The organism is Hyalangium gracile, from assembly GCF_020103725.1.
Taxonomy (GTDB): Bacteria; Myxococcota; Myxococcia; order Myxococcales; family Myxococcaceae; genus Hyalangium; species Hyalangium gracile.
In genome coordinates, this window is record NZ_JAHXBG010000014.1 from 250,917 (window position 1) to 266,780 (window position 15,864).

Annotated in this window: 13 protein-coding genes; 5 read left to right on the forward strand and 8 right to left on the reverse strand. The window is 68.8% G+C overall.

Going from position 1 to position 15,864, the window contains the following annotated elements:
* Window positions 1-32: 32 nt before the first annotated feature.
* Genes KY572_RS27660 through KY572_RS27675 form a run of 4 tightly spaced genes read right to left on the reverse strand, consistent with a single transcriptional unit; the run spans window position 33 to window position 3,467 of the window.
* Window positions 33-284, reverse strand: a complete 252-nt coding sequence (locus KY572_RS27660) for a hypothetical protein (protein ID WP_224245974.1) — start codon at window positions 282-284, stop codon at window positions 33-35.
* Window positions 281-2,704, reverse strand: coding sequence for an ATP-binding cassette domain-containing protein (locus tag KY572_RS27665; RefSeq protein ID WP_224245975.1), 2,424 nt, complete (start codon window positions 2,702-2,704; stop codon window positions 281-283). Before KY572_RS27665 ends, KY572_RS27660 begins: the two co-directional genes overlap by 4 nt.
* The gene (locus tag KY572_RS27670; protein ID WP_224245976.1) at window positions 2,701-3,141 is read right to left on the reverse strand and encodes an SRPBCC family protein; all 441 of its coding nucleotides are present in this window, start codon (window positions 3,139-3,141) and stop codon (window positions 2,701-2,703) included. The genes KY572_RS27665 and KY572_RS27670 overlap by 4 nt, the downstream gene beginning before the upstream one ends.
* Window positions 3,138-3,467, reverse strand: a complete 330-nt coding sequence (locus KY572_RS27675; RefSeq protein ID WP_224245977.1) for an ArsR/SmtB family transcription factor — start codon at window positions 3,465-3,467, stop codon at window positions 3,138-3,140. Before KY572_RS27675 ends, KY572_RS27670 begins: the two co-directional genes overlap by 4 nt.
* A 163-nt stretch (window positions 3,468-3,630) precedes the next feature.
* On the opposite strand from KY572_RS27675, the gene KY572_RS27680 reads away from it, so the two are divergent.
* The gene (locus tag KY572_RS27680; protein WP_224245978.1) at window positions 3,631-4,248 is read left to right on the forward strand and encodes a DUF488 domain-containing protein; all 618 of its coding nucleotides are present in this window, start codon (window positions 3,631-3,633) and stop codon (window positions 4,246-4,248) included.
* Here the strand turns inward: KY572_RS27680 and KY572_RS27685 are convergent.
* The gene (locus KY572_RS27685) at window positions 4,209-4,544 is read right to left on the reverse strand and encodes a hypothetical protein (RefSeq protein ID WP_224245979.1); all 336 of its coding nucleotides are present in this window, start codon (window positions 4,542-4,544) and stop codon (window positions 4,209-4,211) included. The two genes, KY572_RS27680 and KY572_RS27685, sit on opposite strands and share 40 nt — an antisense overlap.
* 595 nt (window positions 4,545-5,139) lie before the next feature.
* A complete protein-coding gene (locus KY572_RS27690) occupies window positions 5,140-6,351 on the reverse strand; it encodes a serine hydrolase domain-containing protein (RefSeq protein WP_224245980.1) in 1,212 nt (403 codons plus the stop codon).
* A gap of 75 nt (window positions 6,352-6,426) precedes the next feature.
* On the opposite strand from KY572_RS27690, the gene KY572_RS27695 reads away from it, so the two are divergent.
* The 3 genes from KY572_RS27695 to KY572_RS27705 all read left to right on the forward strand — a co-directional run bounded on the left by KY572_RS27695 (window position 6,427) and on the right by KY572_RS27705 (window position 9,341).
* Complete coding sequence (locus KY572_RS27695) at window positions 6,427-7,074, forward strand: TetR/AcrR family transcriptional regulator (protein WP_224245981.1); 648 nt, start codon at window positions 6,427-6,429, stop codon at window positions 7,072-7,074.
* Between the two features lie 95 nt (window positions 7,075-7,169).
* On the forward strand, window positions 7,170-8,351 hold the full coding sequence (locus KY572_RS27700; RefSeq protein WP_224245982.1) for a saccharopine dehydrogenase family protein: 1,182 nt from the start codon (window positions 7,170-7,172) through the stop codon (window positions 8,349-8,351).
* A gap of 84 nt (window positions 8,352-8,435) precedes the next feature.
* The gene (locus KY572_RS27705; RefSeq protein WP_224245983.1) at window positions 8,436-9,341 is read left to right on the forward strand and encodes an aminotransferase class IV; all 906 of its coding nucleotides are present in this window, start codon (window positions 8,436-8,438) and stop codon (window positions 9,339-9,341) included.
* 16 nt (window positions 9,342-9,357) lie between these two features.
* Here the strand turns inward: KY572_RS27705 and KY572_RS27710 are convergent, their stop codons facing one another.
* Window positions 9,358-10,290, reverse strand: a complete 933-nt coding sequence (locus KY572_RS27710) for a universal stress protein (RefSeq protein ID WP_224245984.1) — start codon at window positions 10,288-10,290, stop codon at window positions 9,358-9,360.
* 68 nt (window positions 10,291-10,358) lie between these two features.
* Entirely contained in the window at window positions 10,359-12,596 is a 2,238-nt protein-coding gene (locus KY572_RS27715; RefSeq protein ID WP_224245985.1) for a hypothetical protein, read from the reverse strand.
* Window positions 12,597-12,804: 208 nt separating this feature from the next.
* On the opposite strand from KY572_RS27715, the gene KY572_RS27720 reads away from it, so the two are divergent.
* Entirely contained in the window at window positions 12,805-15,777 is a 2,973-nt protein-coding gene (locus KY572_RS27720) for a chitobiase/beta-hexosaminidase C-terminal domain-containing protein (protein ID WP_224245986.1), read from the forward strand.
* Window positions 15,778-15,864 lie beyond the last annotated feature (87 nt).

Sequence of the window (15,864 nt, forward strand, 5' to 3'; positions counted from 1 at the left end):
GGTCTTGGCCCGCCCCCGACTTCTTCATGCTCTCACCTCGAAGTTCCAGACATGGATGCGCCCTGCTCAGTCGGCGAGTCGCCCCTGCGCGACCTGGTGGCATACGGCAGGACGAACAAGTACAGCCCGGTGAGCAGCAGCACGATGAGTGGGAGCAGCGCCAGGAGGCCCACCCAGACGGGAGGCGGCTCCTGCCCCATGGCAGCGATGTTGGCGATGACAGCCACCGTGAAGGCAATGGACAGCCAGCGGTGGATCTGCCGAATCCATTTATTCCAGTTCATTGGGACTTCCTCTGTGAACGAGCCCGAATCGGCTCGGACGACCCTGCTGGGACGGCCTTCGAACCGCCTCCGACGAATGCCGCCAGGTGCTCACCGGTCAGCGTCGACCTCGCCGCCACCAGAGCGGCCGGAGTGCCTTCGAACACGATCCGCCCGCCGTCGTGGCCCGCGCCCGGGCCGAGATCGATGATCCAGTCGGCGTGCGCCATCACCGCCTGGTGGTGCTCGATGACGATGACCGACTTGCCGGAGTCGACCAGTCGGTCCAGCAGCCCGAGCAGCTGCTTGAGGTCGGCCAGGTGCAGTCCGGTGGTCGGCTCGTCGAGCACGTAGACGCTGGCATCAGCCCCCATGTGCGTCGCGAGCTTGAGCCGCTGCCGCTCGCCCCCCGACAGCGTGGTGAGCGGTTGGCCGAGCCGCAGGTAGCCCAGCCCCACGTCGGCCATGCGCTGGAGGATCTCGTGCGCGGCTGGCGTATGCGCCTTGCCGGCGCCGAAGAAGCCGACCGCGGCTTCGACCGACAGATCGAGCACCTCGGCGATGTTGAGCCCACCGAGCCGGTAGCCCAGCACCGACGCCTGGAACCGCCGGCCCTCACACTCCTCGCAGACCGTGGTGACGCTGGCCATCATCCCCAGGTCTGTGTAGATCATCCCGGCGCCGTTGCAGGTCGGACAGGCGCCCTCGGAGTTGGCGCTGAACAGGGCGGGCTTCACCCCGTTGGCCTTCGCGAACGCCTTGCGGATCGGCTCCAGCAGGTCGGTGTACGTCGCCGGGTTGCTCCGCCGCGAGCCACGGATCGGCGCCTGATCGACCGCCACCACCCCGTCCCGGCCACACACCGAACCGTGGATCAGTGAGCTCTTGCCCGATCCAGCCACGCCGGTCACCACCACCAGCACGCCGAGCGGGATGTCGACGTTGACGTTCCGCAGGTTGTGGGCACGGGCGCCGCGCACCTCCATCACACCCGACGGCTTGCGCACCGACTGCTTCAGGGAGACCCGGTCGCTCAGGTGACGCCCGGTGAGCGTGCCGCTGGCCCGCAGCCCGTCGACGGTGCCCTCGAAGACCACCTCGCCGCCAGCGGTGCCGGCGCCGGGGCCGAGGTCGACGATGTGGTCGGCGATCGCGATCACCTCCGGCTTGTGCTCCACCACGAGGACGGTGTTGCCCTTGTCGCGCAGCCGCCGCAGCAGGTCGTTCATCCGCTGGATGTCGTGCGGGTGCAGCCCGACGGTCGGCTCGTCGAACACGTAGGTCACGTCGGTGAGCGACGAACCGAGGTGTCGGATCATCTTGGTGCGCTGGGCCTCGCCGCCCGACAGCGTCCCCGACGACCGGTCGAGGCTGAGGTAGCCCAGCCCGATCTCCACGAACGAGTCGAGCGTCTCCCGCAGCATCGTCAGCAGCGGCGCGACGGAGGGCTCGTCCAGACCGCGCACCCACTCGGCCAGGTCGCTGATCTGCATCGCGCAGACGTCGGCGATGTTCTTCCCCTTGATCTTCGACGACCGGGCCGCCTCGCTGAGCCGGGTGCCGCCGCAGTCGGGACAGGTGGTGAAGGTGACGGCGCGCTCCACGAAGGCTCGGATGTGCGGCTGCATCGCGTCCACGTCCTTGGACAGGAACGACTTCTGGATGCGTGGGATCAACCCCTCGTAGGTCATGTTCGCGCCGGCGACCTTCACCTTGACCGGCTCCTTGTAGAGGAAGTCGTGGCGCTCCTGCTTGGTGTACTTCCGGATCGGCTTGTCCGGGTCGAGGAAGCCCGACTCCGAGAACAGGCGCACGTACCACCCGTCCGCGGTGTAGCCGGGGACGGTGATCGCCCCCTCATTGAGCGACTTGCTGTCGTCGAAGAGCTGGGACAGATCGATGTCGTTGACCTGGCCCATGCCCTCGCACCGTGGGCACATGCCACCGGTGACGGTGAAGGTGCGCGTCTCGGTCTTCTTGCCGGCGCCCTTCTCGACCGTGATCTGCCCGGACGCGCTGACCGACGGCACGTTGAAGGAGAAGGCGTTGGACGAGCCGATGTGCGGCTTGCCGAGGCGACTGAACAGCACCCGGAGCATCGCGTTGGCGTCGGTGGCCGTGCCGACCGTCGAGCGGACGTTGGCGCCCATCCGCTCCTGGTCGACGATGATGGCGGTCGTCAGCCCGTCCAGCACGTCCACCTCGGGCCGATCCTGCGTCGGCATGAATCCCTGGATGAACGTGCTGTAGGTCTCGTTGATGAGCCGCTGCGACTCCGCCGCGATGGTGCCGAACACCAGCGACGACTTGCCCGAGCCCGAGACGCCGGTGAACACCGTCAACCGCCGCTTGGGGATCTCGACGCTGACGTCCTTGAGGTTGTTCTCCCGGGCGCCCTGGACACGGATCATGTCGTGGCTGTCTGCGGGGTGCCTGCTCATGGGAGCCTCTCGAGCAGGTCAACGAGCTTCCCGCCCATCATCTTCCAGCCGTAGCGCGCGCCACCGAAGTTCTGCTTCTGGTCCGGCTTGAAGCCCGACTGCACGAGGGACAAGCGTGTGCCCGACGTCGTGGGCGTGAGCGTGAAGGTCACGACCGTGGCGAGGAAGGGAACGTCCCACGTGTAGCTGAGCTTCTTGTGCTCTTCGATCTCCAGGACCCGGCAGCTCACGGTGCCGTCCCAGCCGGGGTACGGCTGCGTCTTGAACATGAACGCAGCCCCAGGCTCGAGCTTGAGCCCGATGACGGGCAGGAGCCACTCGGTGAGCAGCTCGGGCTCGGTGAGCGCGCGCCACACCTTCTTCGGGGAATGACGCAGATCGAACTCGAATGAGATGGCTTCGGTCTGCGATGAGGCGGTCTTGTCGACGGGGTTCATTCGTCCATCTTCTCCAGCAGTTGTTCGAGACGATCGATGTGCTCCGTCCAGAAGGCGCGGTAGTGCGCGATCCAGTCGAGCAGCGGCTTCATCCCGCGTGGCTCCACCCGGTAGTAGACACAGCGCCCCTCGCGCCGGGCGTTCACCAGGCCGGCATCTTTCAAGGTTGCGAGGTGCTGCGAGACCGCCGGCTGCGAGATGTCGAAGCGCGCCGTGAGCTCCTTCACCGCGGCTTCGCCGCGCGTGAGTGACTCAAAGATCGCCCGCCGGCTGGGGTCCGCCAGCGCCTGGAAGATCTTGTTTTCGGCCACGGCCGCGCTCTGCATGCCCAATCCATAAGCCGACGCTTATTGGTTGTCAAGGACGGGGAGCGACACGCTTGACGGGTGGCAGGCGAGGTCACGGCGAGGGCGGGGGCTGCTTGAAGAGCCGCCCGCCTTCCCTCCGTTCTCCGCCATGTCCATCTTCCCAGGGACGGAGGCGCGCCACATGGCCACGGAGCGCCCCAGACGCAAGGCCCCGGGATGGGCGAAGGCACGCATCTACACGGTGGGCCACTCCACGCGCACGGCGGAGGCGCTGGTGGAGCTGCTCCAGGCGCACGGCATCCAGACGCTCGTGGACATCCGCACGATGCCGCGCTCCCGCATGAATCCCCAGTTCAACCAGGACGCCCTACCTCGGACGCTCGCTCGGGCGGACATCCGGTACGTGCACCTGCCGAGGCTCGGAGGCCTGCGGCGCACGAGCAAGGACTCCCCCAATACCGGGTGGCGCAACACCAGCTTCCGCGGCTACGCGGACTACATGCAGACGGCGGAGTTCTCGCTGGGAATGAAGCAGCTGCGGGAGCTCACGGCGGACGGACCGCTGGCGCTCATGTGCGCCGAGGCGGTGCGCTGGCGGTGCCACCGCTCGCTCGTGGCGGATGCGCTGTACGCCCGGGGAGTGGAGGCGCGGCACATCACCAGCCGCACCCGCGCCGAGCCGCACAAGCTCACGCCCTTCGCGGAGCTGCACGGCACGCGGGTGCTCTACCCGGGCAGCTCCGACTCGACCCCGGCCCCTTACGGAGCCACCCAGATTCCAGCGATCCCCTCATTCTGACTGGCGCCCCCCGTCGTATCGATGAAGATCGCCCGAAGGGGCTTGGACGTCTGGAACCCGACGAACTCGAACGTGTTGGGGGCGGTGTCCAGGAGCGCATCGTCGATGATCTCCTGGCTGGCATCCGTGAACGTGAGAGTGATCTTGTGGTTGGCGCGGCTGTTGGTGAGCAACTTGAGCCCCACCGCCGAGACGGGACGGAAGAAGGCGATCTCGAAGTCATCCTCTCCGTTGACCACGAGCGTCGGCTCCACGGGCTGAGGGTTCGTGTTGTTGTTGGGCCAGGCGGGCCCCACGAAGCAGAGCCAGTTCGAGGAGGAGCTGGCCCTCGGCGCCAGGATGTTGATCGTGGGAGTGCTGGAGCCCCAGGGCAGATCCGTACCGGGGGCGTGTGGACGCAGCTGGAGTCCGCCCTCCCCGAAGGGTTGTTCGGGTAGGCCGTTCCCGCGGAGGCCGGGAATGGCACCAGGGTGGCGCCAGTCGCGGCATCGAAGTCCGCCTGCTGGACACATCTCCCGGATCGAACGCGCGGTCTACCCTACCGTGACTCGGAGCAAAGGGCCTGATGGATACGGTCCAGCCACCACGAACCCACCGGACCTTCACCCAGGAACCCGACCGGGCTGCCCGCCGGGCGCAGTTGGTCCGAACTGGTCTGCCTGTCATACCAGTTGGGTACCGGTCCGAGCACAGGGTGCCTCCCTGGCCAGGCAGTTCCCCTGGTACTGGAGCTACCGCGCGAGCACCGCGCGCTGCTCGAGGAGCGAATGGGCGCGCGCGGCCTCGTCGAGCGGGACCTCCTCGAGCACGAGGACTTCGGGAGGACCGGTCCGCCGCATCACGACCGCTCTCTCGGGGTGACGATGGTCAATCGGCGGCGGTCGCGTGATTTCACTTCCCCTCAGCGTAGATGGCGTCGCGGATGGCCGTCGGGAAGGCCCCGGACATGCCCTCGAAGGCGGTGTTGGTCAGCGCTACCACCGTCACGCGCTTCTGGGGGTCCACGAACCAGGAGTGCCCGTAGGCTCCGCCCCACTCGAAGGTGCCAGCGGACTGCGGAGTTCGTCCCTGGGCCGAGTCGAGCACCACCGCGGCGCCGAACCCGAAGCCCCAGCCCGGGCCTCGCATGGTGGAGAGCGTGCCCGTCTGGTTGGTCCCCACCAGCGCGGCCGTCTTCGCCTTGAGCACGGGCCCGCTGCCCGTGCGCAGCGTCTCGAGGAACTTCACGAAGTCGCTGGCCGTGCCCACCATGCCCGCGCCGCCGGAAGGAAACGCCTGGGGGTTGAGCGCACGAGCGGGCGAGAAGTGAACCCCGCCCGCTCCAAAGGCCACGGTGTGCTGCTCTCCCATGCGCACCGGCTCGGGCTTGCCGTCGGCGTAGGGCGTGGCGAGCCGTGCCGCGTCCTTCGTGAAGAACGCCGTGTCCTTCATGCCGAGCGGCGCGGTGACCAGCTGCTCGACCACGCGCGGCAGGGTCGCCCCACCCGCCTTCGCGACGACCGCACCGAGCACGTCGATGGCCACGGAGTAGCCCCACTGCTTCCCTGGCTCATAGGAGAGCGGGACGGAGGCGATGCGGCGCAGGTTCTCCTCGAGGCTCACGCCCGTATCATCGATGCCATCGGACACCTGGGCGCGGTGGTAGGGCCCGTCCTCCGGCTCGAAGATGCCGTAGCTCAGGCCCGCGGTGTGGGTCAGCAACTGCCGCACGGTGATGACCGGCTCGCGTCCGTCGGCCAGCTTGGGCCGGAAGGACGGGAGCCACTTGGAGACGGGATCGTCCAGGCGCAGCTTGCCCTGCTCCACGAGCTTCAGCGCGGCCACCGAGACGATGGGCTTGGACATGGAGGCCAGGCGGAAGACGGTGTCCTCCTTCATGGGCCGCTGGGACTCGCGATCCGCGAAGCCAGCGGCGCGGTGATAGACGAGCTTTCCGTCCTGCATGACCAGCACCACCGCCCCGACGATGCGTTTCTCCGCCAGCGCCTGATCGATGACGCGGTCGAGGCGCTCGGGGAGCGCGGCGGGTTGAGCGAAGGCCAGGCCTGGAAGCACGAGGAGCATGCGGGCCAGGAGCAGGAGGTGCCGAGAAGGGAGACTCATATGCGTGATGCCCCTATATTTAGAGTGTTCGCTACGAATTAACGCCCCCTGCATCCGATTTCCAGAGGGAACGCTATGAAAAAGGACACAGCTCCTTCCCGGCCCCGGGGCCGCCCCCGTGGGTTCGACCGAGACGCGGCGCTGGAGCAGGCGCTCCAGCTCTTCTGGAGGCGGGGTTACGAGGGCACCTCCATCGCCGACCTCACCGAGGAGCTGGGCATCACCGCGCCGAGCCTCTACTCGGCGTTCACGTCCAAGGCGGAGCTGTACCGCGAGGCGCTGGCCCGCTACCGGGCTCAGGAGGGCGCCCTGGCGGCGCGAACCCTGGCGGAGGAGCCCACCTTCCAGGCGGCGGTGAGCCGGATGCTGCGCGAGTCGGCCCACGAGTTCACCCGGCCCGGGCGTCCTGGCGGGTGCATGGTGTCCACCGCGGTCCTCGGCTGCGCCTCGGAGAACGAGGAGGTGGCACGTCATGTGGCCAGCCTGAGGGGAGACACCCTGCGGGTGTTGAGGGAGCGCGTCGAGCAAGCAATCTCCGAGGGGGAGCTCCCCGCCGACACCGATGCCGAAGCGCTCGCCCGGTTCATCGGCGCCGTGGTCCAGGGCATGTCCGTTCAGGCCCGGGACGGCGCGGACGAGGCCGCGCTGCTCGCGATCGTCGAGACCGCGCTGAAGGCGATCGACGCGTCCACGGGAGCCTCGCGCAAGCGGAAGAAGTCCTGAGCCACTCTGCCCTATCCGAGCGCTGGAGAAGAGGCGAGCGGGCCGGCAGCGACAGCGCTAGTCTGACGCGGTCAACGCATGGCGGATGGAGATCGATGAGAGACGCAGAACTCGATGTGGTCGTCTACGGAGCCAGTGGATTCACCGGCCGGCTGATCGCCGAGCACCTGGCTCAGAGGACTGTCGCCCCGAAGCTGCGCTGGGCCATGGCCGGGCGCGATCTGGCAAAGCTCGCCGCGGTCCGTGACGAGATCGGCGCGCCCGCGGATACGCCACTCATCGCCGCCTCGGCGGACGACGCCGAGGCGCTGCGCGGCATGGTGGCCAGGACCCAGGCCGTGATCACCGGTGTCGGCCCCTACCAGCTGTACGGAGAGCCACTGGTGGCGGCCTGCGCGGAGGTGGGCACCGACTACCTGGACCTCTGCGGCGAGCCCGTATGGATGCGGCGGATGATCGACAAGTACGAGGCGGCGGCCCGGGCCAGCGGGGCCCGGATCCTCTTCTCGTGTGGCTTCGACTCCATCCCGTTCGAGCTGGGCGTCCTCTTCCTCCAGGACGCGATGAAGTCGAAGTTCGGCGTCCCGGCTTCCCGAATCAAGGGGCGGGTGCGTGCGTCCCGCGGGGGCTTCTCCGGAGGCTCGCTGGCCAGCCTCAAGGCCACGCTGGCGGCGGCGGCGCAGGACCGGCAGATAGTCGCCCTGCTCAAGGATCACTACTCCCTGACCCCCGGCTTCCAGGGACCGCCGCAGCCCGAGAGCGGACAGAAGGCGACGTACGACGAGGATTTCAGCAGCTGGACCGGGCCCTGGGTGATGGAGGCGATCAACACCCGGAACGTGCACCGCTCGAACTTTCTCCAGGGTCATCCCTACGGGAAGGACTTCCTCTACGACGAGCGCATCCTCACCGGCCCCGGCGAGGAGGGCGAAGCGCGCGCCCGAGCCATGGCGGAAGCCAAATCACCCCTGACGGATCCGAAGGCGCCGAAGCCGGGCGAAGGCCCCAGCCGGGAGGAGCGCGAGAGCGGCTTCTACGAGCTGCTCTTCCTGGGCATCACGCCGGATGGCCGCAAGCTGAGCGCCCTCGTCCGAGGAGAGCGGGACCCAGGCTACGGCTCCACCTCCAAGATCATCGCGGAGACGGCCGCCTGGCTTCTGCAGAACGGCGGTGGGGTCGGCGGAGGTATCTGGACGCCCGGAGCGGCGCTGGGGCGCGGCCTCATCGAACCGCTGACCCGATACGCCGAGCTCCGCTTCCAGCTGCTCGAGAGCTAGTCCTCCTGGAAGGCGCGGCTGGCGCGATCACCCACGCCAGCCCGCCAGTGCTGGTAGGCTGCGCGCCCTTCTGGAGGAACACGCATGGCGGTGACGGCCCCACGTCTCTGGCTCGAAGGTACGCTCGTGGACTCCGCGGAGGCGAAGCTGCGAATCATGGCGCACGCCGCGCAGCGCGGTAGCCTCGTGTTCGACGCCGGCTCGTTCCACCCCACGCTGCGGGGGCCTGCCCTCTTCCGCGCACGCGAGCACATCGCGCGGTTCCTGAGGTCGGCGCGAGCGGTGGGCCTGGAGCTCTCGTATGGCGAGGAGGAACTGCTCCGCGCGTCCGTTGAGGTCGTCCGCGCCACCGGCAGGGACGATGGACTGGTGCGGTGGTCGGGCTTCTTCACCGCGGGAGAGCCGGACCTCCTGCCACGCTCCCCGCGGGGCTCCGTGGCCATCGCTGCCCAGCTGCTCGAGGAGCCCGGCGTGCCGATGCCGATCCGCGTCGCGACGTTCCAGGACGCGCGCAAGGCGGCCCCCGACGCGCTGGATCCGGCGGTGAAAGTGGGCGCGGCCTACCTCGGGCCGATGCTCCACCGGCGGCGAGCGAAGGCGGCGGGCGCCAACGACATCATCCTCCTCGACCAGGAGGGGCACATCGCCGAGGCGCCCGTCTCGAACGTGTTCGCCGTCGTCGAGGGAGCCGTGTGGACACCACCACTGCGCTACGTACTTGGTGGAATCACTCGGGACTCGGTGCTCGCCATCGCGCGCGCGGAGGGCATCCCCGTGCGCGAGGAGCCGCTTCCTCTCGAAACGTTCCGGAGCGCGGACGAAGCATTCCTTTCGGGGACGTCGATGCCGCTCACGCCCATCAGCCACGTGGATGGACGCGCCCTGAACGCCGCCGCACCGGGCCCCGTGACAGCGCACCTGCTGCGGCGGCTCCTCGCCATCCAGGGCGGAGAAGACGCGACCTACCAAGCCTGGCTCACGTACACCTGACCGAAAGCAGCAGCCCTCACCCGCGGGAGCTGCTCCCATCCCCGAGCGATGACTCCGAAGTCTGGCGCGGCGGCACGACCAGGACATCACATGGCACCGCGCGCAGGACGTCTCCCGCCACGGTGCCGAGGAACATGTGAGCGGCCCCCGAGTCGCCATGCGTTCCAAGCACCACGAGATCCGCGCGCGTCTTCCTGGCCACCCTCTCGATGACGGTCCTCGGCGAGCCTGAGCGCAGATAGGTCTTCCAGCGAAGCCCCGTGTCCCTCGGGGCTTCCTCCTTCAGCCGCTCCAGGCTGGTGGACAGGAGCCGCGTGAGGCCCTGCTGCGCCGTCTGCCGATAGCGCTCGCGCTGCTCCTTCGCCTTGCCCGTCGACAGGCTCGGATAGAGAAGTTCCTGGAAGGGAGCATCGTAGGCGTGGACCAGTGAGACGCGGGGGCGTGGCGTGGGGAGCACCTGGAACATCCACGCCAGGACGTCATGCGCCGCGGGGTCGAGCTCCAGCGCGAGCAGGGGCCGGCGATAGGAGGCATGCGGCGGGGGGCGCACCACCAGGACCGGGAGCTTCCTCTGCCGGATGACGCGCTCCGCGGTCGAACCCAGGAAGATGTCTCGAAGCGCTCGCCCGCGCCCCCGGCCCATGACGAGCAGCTCGGCCTTGACCGCGCGAGCCTGCCGGATGATCTCTGCCGTCGCCGAGCCGGACTTCACGCTCTGCTGGACGGTGACGCCCTGCGGAAGCGCTCGCGCCAGCCCCTTCGCCAGGCTCTCGAGTGTCTGACGCGCATCCTCCTCCGCGCGAAGCCTGCTCTCTTTCGGGAGCAGCCTCGGGACGACATGCAGCAGGGTGAGCCGAGCGTCGGGAGCCAGAGGCAGCAACGCCGCTCGCTCGACCACCCACTTCGAGCCATACGAGAGATCGATCGGGATGAGCAACGAACGAAGCATCTCAGGCCTATACCACGACGCCCACGGATGAAGCGTGCCCTCGGGTGAGCAACGATAGAGATCGCGGATTACTCGAGCCCGGGGGAGAACTCCTCCAGCTGATCCTCCGAGATGACGCCCTGCTCCTCCGCCGCCTGGAGCGCCCCGAGAAACGCCTCGTTCCAGCCGTTGTAATGGTGGCCGATGGACATCTCCTCCACGTAGACCTCGAGCAGTCCGTCTTCCTCCAGCCGCTGGATGATCTGAGCCTGATAGGCGGGATCGTCATTGGACTTGAGCAGGTTGGCGATGCTCGCGAACGGATCGGACGCGCCATCCTCCTGTTCGTAGTCGCGGTCCGCCTGCTGGGCCTGCTCGGCGGCGTCGCTGTAGACCTCCGGCGAGTGCTCGCGCACGTACTCGGAAGCGGTGGGGAACTGGCCGTCGATGAGCTGGCGCAGCGACTCGTCATGCACCGACTGCGAGTAGGCGCTCTTGCTGGAGAGCGCGGCGAAGAAGGTCTGGAGGTAGTTGGGGTCGTCCTCCGAGAGCGCATCGATGAAGCCGTTCACCTCGTCGCCGTCCAGCCCGGCCGCCTTGGCCGCATCGATCAGCGACTGGCTGTAGCCGGGAGCCTCGAAGAGCACGGGGTGGTTCCTGGCCAGCTCCTGGATGTCCTCCGGAGACATTCCCAGCTCCTCGCTGAACTGCGTGGGCTGCTCATCTCCCTCGGCCAGCGTCCGCGCCACCTCCGGGTCCACGCCCGCCTCCAGCAGCAGCTTCTCCTGCTCCGCGTCGCGCTCCTTCTTCTCCTCGTTGCCCGTGATCAGCGTGCCGATGCCGGCGATGACCAGCCCGACGCCCTCGATGATCTGCCCCACGCCCGGGACCGCCACCGCCACTCCGCTGCCGACCAGCGCCACCAGATCGCCGAGCGCCTGGAGCCCATGGCCCACGGAGGGGTCCTCGAGGAAGTCCGCGGTGTCCTGGCCAAACTCGATGGCGTTGGCCACCACCCCCAGGCCCGGCGCCAGCCGGTCGAGGAAGCTCGCGGGCGCCACGTCGAGGCCACCCACCGTCTTCGCCGCCCCGGTGAACGAATGGAGCGCGCTGGCCAGGACCTCCGTCCCACTGCGGCCCGCGCTGGCGAGCTGCTCGACGAACTCCGCGTAGTCGCCCTCCTGGGCGGCATCCTTCGCGGCCAGTCCGGCGAACACCACCGCGGCCGCGCCCAGGCCCGTGGACACCGCTCCGCTGTCCACGCTGGTGAAGGCCGTGGCGACCTCGTCGATCTTCCCGTCCTTCAGCCCTCCGATGGCATTGAGGAGCTCGACGCCCCCCTGGGCCTGGAACGCGCCCTCGGCGATGCCTTTCAGGCCGTCGACGAGCGACTCGAACTGCTCGATGGCGGAGTTGACGTCACCGGACTCGGCGGCGAGCTGACCGGCCGCGCCCCCGAGCGCGGGACCGATGATGTGCTCGCCCAAGTCGATCGACGGGTGGAGCTCCAGCCGATAGCCATCCGGCGTGGTCGTCGTCAGCGGCTCTTCGATCTTCGAATAGGCGTCGGAGGCGGGGTTGGCTGGATCGAACGCGCGGCCTGCCCATTCGAGGACCTCCGCCGCGTGGCTGCCTCCGGCCAGGGCGGCGGCGGCATCCGCGGCGGCGTAGGCCAGCTGGGGATTCTGGATGACGGCCTGATCCAGCTGCGGATCCGTGAGTGCCTCGGCCAGGTCCGCCGCGGCCTGCTCATTGGCGGCGTAGGCCTCGCTGTGCTCCGTGTGGTAGGCCTTGATGTACGCCTCTTTCTGCTCCTCGGTGAGAGAGGGCCCGAGCTCACCGAGCTGCTCGGCCAGCTTCTGGTCCAGCTCGGTCACCTCTTCGTGCGCGCTGTCATAGGCGTCTTGCGCCTTGTTGAGCGCGCTGGCGGCGTCCTCCGGAGTCGCCGCGCTGCTCGCGACGTTGCGCGCGGCCGAGGCCTGCGGGGTGACGTTCCCCGCGGTGTCGGCGGCCTTCTTGGAGCCGCCCTGCGGGACCAGCCCGAGCTGAGCCAGGGCGGTCTTGCTCCCGGCCTGCTGAGCGAGGAGATGCCCCTTCAGTGAGGCGCCCGAGGCCTGCGCTCCCGTCTCCACGCGGCCCAGGCTCGGAGCTCCGAGGAGCGAGTGCGAGGAGGGCTTCGAGTCGAAGGTGGAGCTGTTGGAGTAGCCCGTCGTCCGCACCGGCGCGGGGGCCGGCGGCACGGTCGGAAGAGGCTTCGGGAGTACCTGCAGCTGCTGGGTCGCGGAGGTGCTCGAGACAGAACCGCTGCTGGTGGTGCGCGTGAGCATGGGAGATAGGTCCTTGATTTTGTTGGGCCCGGAGACCGTAAGCCCCACTGCGTAAACAGGGGGCCATGGGCGTCTTTGTGGGTGATACGCGGCAAGAAGGAATTGGGTTACAGCGCCTCGGCGCCCTCTGCCGGGGACGAGGGCGGGACCTTGCGGAGGGTTTCGGGCCGGTGACACCCTGCGCGCCTCCCACATGCCTGGAACATCGATGTCCTTCAGCCTTCCGCGCGCGCTCCGTTGTGCCCTGGCCCTGCTCGTCCTGCGGTTTGCCACCGCCTGCGGCTCGGACCCTTCTCCCCCTCCTCCGCCCACGCCGGATGAAGAGCTGCCCACCACCGTCGCCGTGCCCGGAGGCGGGGCCTTCAACACCAGCCAGCGCGTGGTGCTCATCTGCTCGGATGGAACGGGAAGTGGCTGCGCGGGCACCTTCTACACGACGGATGGCACCCCGCCCTCCTCGAGCTCCCCGCGCTACACCGACCCCATCGCCATCTCCGCCAACACCACGGTGCGCTTCTTCTCCGTGGACGCGAGCGGCAACCGGGAGGCGGGGAAGAGCGAGCAGTACTTCATCGACGCCGCCGCGCCGGTCGTGACGGCCTCTCCTCCAGGAGGGCTCCACGGCACGGAGCGCACGGTCACGCTGGAGTGCGTGGACACGGGAGGGGCCGGCTGTGGCGCCATCCACTACACCCGGGATGGGACGGTGCCCTCGGCCGCGTCACCGGAGTACACGGTGCCCCTCACGGTGAGCGAGACCACGACGCTCCGTTTCTTCGCCACCGACAAGGCCGGCAATCCCTCGCCGGTGGTGACTGAGCAGTACCTCATCGACAGGATTGCTCCCGTCAGCACCGCCAGCCCCAGGGGCGGCTTCCATGGCACGGCCTTCCAGGTGACGCTCGCGTGCGCCGACACGGGAGGCTCCACCTGCGCGGCCATTCACTACACCCTCGACGGCTCCCCTCCGAGCCGGACTTCCCCCGTCTACACCGCGCCCCTCACCCTCTCCGCCAGCACCACGGTGCGCTTCTTCGCGGAGGATGGGCTGGGGAACGAGGAGGCCCCCAAAACCGAGACGTATGTCTTCGACACCCTGGCGCCCACGGTGTCCGCCAGCCCCAGCGGTGGGAACTTTTTCTCGGCCCTCACCGTCTCGCTCACCTGTGGGGACGGAGAAGGCAGCGGCTGCCAGGCCATCCACTTCACCCAGGACGGGAGCGCTCCGACGCTGAGCTCGCCGGTGTACGCCGCACCCCTCACGATCGCCACCAACACGCTGCTCCAGTTCGTGGCCGTGGACCGGGTGGGCAACGTCAGTGGCGTCCAGACGCAGCGCTATGTCATCGACTCGGTGGCGCCCACGACGGTGGCCAACCCGGCCGGGGGAACGTTCTCCTCGGCGAGGTCTGTCTCGCTGCGCTGCGAGGACGGGGCGGGCGCGGGGTGCGAGGAGACGTACTACACCGTGGATGGGAGCACCCCGACGACGGGCTCGACGCCCTACAACGGTGCCCTCCTCATCTCCTCCTCCACGACGCTGAAGTTCTTCTCGGTGGACGTGCTGGGCAACGCGGAGGCCGTCCAGACCCAGGACTACGTCATCGAGGGCTCTCCGGTGAGCGCCTCGGCGCAGATCGCGGCGGTCCGAAGCGCGCAGGACGGAGCCCTGGTGCAGCGCATCGAGCAGGCGCTGGTCACCTACGTCAAGCCGTTCACGCCCACGGATCCCGCGGGCTTCTTCCTCCAGGACGAGCCGAACGGTCCGGCGCTCTTCGTCGCGGTGGATCCGGCCACGCTCTCTCCCTCGCCCCTGGCGGGAGATCGCGTGTCGCTCACCGTGACGCGCAAGGCCACGGTGAGCGGGGCCGTGCAGGCCCTGTCCATCTCCGGCTTCACCGTCTCCAGTCGTGGGCAGTCCGTGGAGCATCTGCGGGTGGACGCGAGCTTCGTCGACCTGCCGGCCGTCCTGGACGCCCACGAGCACGAACTGCTCACCGTCTCCGGCTTCCTGACGGGCACCTTCTCCTCATCTGGCATTGATCACCTGCAGGCGCCGCTGGCGACGTCGGGCACCCCGTCGAGCTCCCCGTCCAGCGCCAACCTCCGGCTGCGCGTGCCCTCGCTCCTCCAGGAGCAGTTCGATCCGGGACCGGGCTGCACGGTCACCGTCAAGGCGCCGCTGTGGCGCTTCAGCGTCACGGCCCAGCCGTCCGCGTGGACGCCGCAGGACATCACCTGGACGTCCTGTCCGGCGCCTCGGGTGATGGGCGCGGCACCCTCCAGTGGCCCCGGCGTCACGGTGCGCTTCAACCGGTTCATCGACCCGGCCAGCGTGGCCGCCAACGGGGTCCAGTTCCTCTTCAGCGGAGGCCTGGTGGCCAGCTCCGCCACCGTCCTGGGCCGCGAGGTCTGGGTGGCTACCTCCGCCCAGGTGCCGGATCAGAGCTACTCCGTGACGGTCAGCAGCTCGGTCCGAGACAGGCTGGGCAACGCGCTCGACCCGGGCTTCACCACGGCCTCCTTCCCGGGCTTCAGGCCGTCCGCCGTGCTGCGCATCACCGAGGTGGCCCCCAACATCGACTTCCAGAGGGACCTGGTCGAGCTGCAGGTGGTCCAGGGAGGCAGCGTGGCGAACATGACGGTGGAGGCGGACACCTTCGTGCTGGCCACCCTGCCCGACGTCCAGGTCGCCACGGGCGATATCATCGTGGTGCACTTCAATCCCAACACGGCGCCCGGCACGGATGCGCCGGGCCCGGAGCTGCTCGGCAAGAGCCACTACCCCGCGGGCTCCTACGCCAGCAACTACGACACCGCCTGGGACTTCCACGGCAACGCCACGGGCATCAACCTGCCCCACCGGGTGCTGCGGGTGGAGGACCGCTACGGCAACATCCAGGATGGCGTCGCCTTCGCCGCTCCGGACTCCCTCCTCACGACCAGCCCCCAGTTCGCGTCGCTGGTACGGGCGCTCCAGACGGCGGGCCACTGGCAGCCCACGCACTGTGACGGAGTGCCCTGCACGTTCACCTCGCCGACCTCCGTGCTGGACATCTCCGCCTCCTGGCAGGGCACCAGCAGCGACCGCTCCATCACCGCCGGCCGCAAGGACACCGCGGACACCCACTCCGCCCTCGATTGGACGATCGGCCCCTCCTCGCTGGGCCGGTACCCGTAGGCAATCCGGGGGAACCCCCAAGCGAATCCCGCTCCGAGATTGCCCTCGGGTGGCTACTGCCATCGGATGCCAGACTCATCACCAGTC

Coding starts and splice junctions, on each gene's coding strand:
- KY572_RS27680 (WP_224245978.1), top strand. CDS start 3,631: ATGGCCACGGAGCGCCCCAGACGCAAGGCCCCGGGATGGGCGAAGGCA.
- KY572_RS27710 (WP_224245984.1), bottom strand. CDS start 10,290: ATGCTTCGTTCGTTGCTCATCCCGATCGATCTCTCGTATGGCTCGAAG.
- KY572_RS27675 (WP_224245977.1), bottom strand. CDS start 3,467: ATGCAGAGCGCGGCCGTGGCCGAAAACAAGATCTTCCAGGCGCTGGCG.
- KY572_RS27700 (WP_224245982.1), top strand. CDS start 7,170: ATGAGAGACGCAGAACTCGATGTGGTCGTCTACGGAGCCAGTGGATTC.
- KY572_RS27665 (WP_224245975.1), bottom strand. CDS start 2,704: ATGAGCAGGCACCCCGCAGACAGCCACGACATGATCCGTGTCCAGGGC.
- KY572_RS27705 (WP_224245983.1), top strand. CDS start 8,436: ATGGCGGTGACGGCCCCACGTCTCTGGCTCGAAGGTACGCTCGTGGAC.
- KY572_RS27695 (WP_224245981.1), top strand. CDS start 6,427: ATGAAAAAGGACACAGCTCCTTCCCGGCCCCGGGGCCGCCCCCGTGGG.
- KY572_RS27690 (WP_224245980.1), bottom strand. CDS start 6,351: ATGAGTCTCCCTTCTCGGCACCTCCTGCTCCTGGCCCGCATGCTCCTC.
- KY572_RS27715 (WP_224245985.1), bottom strand. CDS start 12,596: ATGCTCACGCGCACCACCAGCAGCGGTTCTGTCTCGAGCACCTCCGCG.
- KY572_RS27670 (WP_224245976.1), bottom strand. CDS start 3,141: ATGAACCCCGTCGACAAGACCGCCTCATCGCAGACCGAAGCCATCTCA.
- KY572_RS27660 (WP_224245974.1), bottom strand. CDS start 284: ATGAACTGGAATAAATGGATTCGGCAGATCCACCGCTGGCTGTCCATT.
- KY572_RS27720 (WP_224245986.1), top strand. CDS start 12,805: ATGTCCTTCAGCCTTCCGCGCGCGCTCCGTTGTGCCCTGGCCCTGCTC.